2 protein-coding genes are annotated in these 3,051 nt (G+C 70.4%); both read right to left on the bottom strand.

Annotation, left to right across the window (positions count from 1 at the left end):
* Positions 1-225 (bottom strand): DUF3999 family protein (locus tag H3O04_RS34775; RefSeq protein ID WP_202589457.1); only part of this gene is annotated, 225 nt, incomplete at its 3' end.
* Positions 222-3,051, bottom strand: a 2,830-nt coding sequence (locus H3O04_RS34770) for a DUF2339 domain-containing protein (RefSeq protein WP_202589456.1), incomplete at its 5' end; no start/stop codon positions are given. The genes H3O04_RS34775 and H3O04_RS34770, both read right to left, overlap by 4 nt.

Genomic DNA, 3,051 nt, shown 5'->3' with positions numbered 1-3,051 from the left:
GTACGGCACCGGCTCGCCCGCGCCGTTGAAGATACGCACGTCGCCGAGATCGTCGCGCCGGCTCGCCGCATACACGGGCTGCGGCACGGTGAGCTGGTAATACGCGGCGCTGCCGTCGAGGTCGAGCGCGAAGCGCTGCGTGACGCGGCCGGCGTTCGGCGCGCCGTCGGCGGCCGCGAACGACGCGAGCAGGCTCAGCCCGAGCAGGGCGGCGAGTCGTTTCATGGCCGGCCGTCCTGTTGCGCGGCGGCTTTCGGCGGCAGCGGCGAGAAATAGCCGATCAACAGCAGCAGTACGCCGATGCCGATGAACGATACGATCCGCTCGATGCCGGTGACGTGCGACAGGTCGAACAGGAACAGCTTGACGACCGTGAGCGCGAGCAGTGCGGCGCCGACGAACCACAGCGGTCGCAGCCCGCGGCGCGTGGCCCAGATCGTGATCGCGAGCGCGCAGACCGTCCAGTACACGGATACCGACGCCTGCACGAGCGTCGATTCGGCCATCGCGCCGAATTCGTACGGCACGCCGGCCCAGTGATGCAGCGTGCGCAGCAGGATCGCGTTCAGCCACAGGAACCCGGTCGCGCCGGCCGCACCCAGCAGTTCGACGCGATAGTTGCCGAACGACCAGCCGAGCCTGCGCGCGCGCACGAACCACGACGCGGCGAGCCCATAAACGACCGCGAGCACGAGATCGAGCGGGTTGAACAGCGGCACGCGCGCCCAGCTTCCGCCGTCCTGCGTGAAGTTCGCGTAGAAAGTCCACACCCACATCACGACGATCAGCGGCAGCGACGCGAACGCGCAGAGGCGGGCGATGCCGTCGCGGCGCGTGAGCCACATCCCGGCGAACGCGAACAGGCTCCAGCCGACCATGAACACTTGCTGGATACCGAACGACGACAGCACGGTATCGATGTCGTAGCCCAGGTGGAAGCGCTGATGCAGCGTGCGCAGCAGCAGCGCGTTGAACCACAGGAACACGGTCGCGATCGCCAGATAGTCGACGACGCGAGGATGCCACGCGACGCCGAGTGTCTTCAGGCGACGCAGCCACACGGCGAACGCGACGAACACGAGAGCCTGCGCGACGTCGAGCGGATTGAGCAGCGGCAGCCAGAAGAGCGGCGCTGCGTCGCCGTCGCTTGCCGTGCTGGCAAGGCTCCACAGCCACAGCAGCGCGGCGAGCGGCGCGGCCCCCCACACCTGGTAGGCGCGCGGGAACGCCGCGACGGGCCAGCGCAGGCGCGAGCCGGGGCCCGACACGAGCAGGAGCAGTGCGCCGAAGCCGTACGCCCATGCGCTCCAGCTCCAGGCGCCTTCCGGGACGAACGCGCGCAGGCGCCAGAAACCTTCGAGCGACAGCAGCCCGCACAGGGTCCAGAACGCCAGCGTATGCAGCGGCGCGAGGATGCCTGCTGCAACGGAATGGGCCGTGCCGATCGCTGCCGTGGCGCCGGTCGTGCCGCGCGACTGGCGCCACAGCAGTGCAAACCCGGCGCCGACGGCCACCGGCCACGCGAACGCGCCCATGCCCGACAGCGGCGCTTCGTGTGCATCGAACGCGCGCAGTGCGAGCAGCGCCAGCGCCGGCGTGAGCGCGAGCGCGGGCCATTCGGCGAGCGGCCACGCGAGCCGGCGGCGCGCGACGTGCGCGAGCCACGCGGTGCCGGCCGCGAACAGCGCGGTCGTATCGACGACGAAGCGGTCGGCATGCAGATCGACGTGACGGCTCGCATGGACGAGGATCTCGTGCAGCCCGCCGCTGATCCACCACAGCAGGCCCCACGCGGCGGCCGCGACACCGATCTCGGGCATCCACGCGTGCCATGCGCGGGCTTCACCGCGCCCGTGCAGCCACCAGCCGGTGAACAGGCCGGCGAGCGCGATCAGCAGCATCGCGATATACGGGCTGTTGAGCACCGGCAGCGCCGTCGCGTCGGCCGGACCCAGCAGGCTCGTGAAGAACGCGCCGGCCGCGGCGACCTGCATCAGCAGCCCGAAGCCGAACGCGAGCAGGCGCTTCTGGCGCACGCCGAGCCACACGACGGCGGCGCCTTCGATGGCCCACGCGGCGCTGGTCGTCGGCCCCGAGAACGCGAGCGGCACCGCGAGCGTCGCGAAGATGACCGCGAGCGCGAGCATCGATTCGAACAGCAGCCCGAGGCGATCGCGGCGCCGCGCGAGCCATGCGGCGACCGCGACGTAGAACGCCGACAGCGCGACCGCGCTCCACGCGAGCCCGAACGGCATGCCCTTCACGAGCGACGCCTGCAGCGCGGTCGCGACGATCGGCGTGCCGAACACGAGCGTGCCGTCCACATAGTGCCGCAGCGCGAGTTCGCGTTTCACCGCATACAGCAGCGCGATGCCGACATACATCAGGAAGAACAGGATGAGGAACGGCTCGGTGCTCGCGAACAGCGCGGGACGATAGGCGGTCACGCCCCACGCGGAGCCGATCGTGAACGTGAACACGAAGCCGAGCAGGTTCAGCGGGCGCCACGCCTTGAACCACGCGATTGCGAAGATGCCCGCGTTCAGCAGTGCGTAGTAGCTGAACAGCGCGACGTGGTTGCCCTGGCCGGTGGACAGCAGGATCGGTGCGAGGAAGCCGCCCGCGCTGCCCATGAACGCGAGCGGCAGTGCGTTCTGCCGCACCGCGAGGAATGCGCCCAGCGCGCAGACCGCGACCATCAGCGTGAACGCGGCGCCGACGGGCAGCAGCGCATACAGCTTGGTCGCGGCGAAGATCGTCAGGTACAGGATGCCGACGCCGCCGCCTTGCAGCACGAGGCCGTATGCGGCGCGGCGCGCCCGCACGCGCCAGCCGATCGCGAGCAGCGCGGCCGCGGCGAGCGCCGTGCCCGCGAGGCGGAATTCGATCGGCAGCATGTCGTTGTCGGCCGCGTACTTGAGCAGGAACGCGACGCCGAAGAACAGCACGATGATCCCGACACGCACGACCGTATTGCCGCCGAGCAGCCAGTCGCGCGCGGCGCCGAACGCGCGTTCGGCGAAACCGGGTTCGCGTGGCGCGGGTGGTGCG

Origin of the sequence: Burkholderia sp. KCJ3K979 (assembly GCF_016759955.1) — a bacterium.
In the GTDB taxonomy this organism is placed as follows: Bacteria; Pseudomonadota; Gammaproteobacteria; order Burkholderiales; family Burkholderiaceae; genus Burkholderia; species Burkholderia orbicola.
This window is presented reverse-complemented; position numbering and strand designations above follow the sequence as displayed.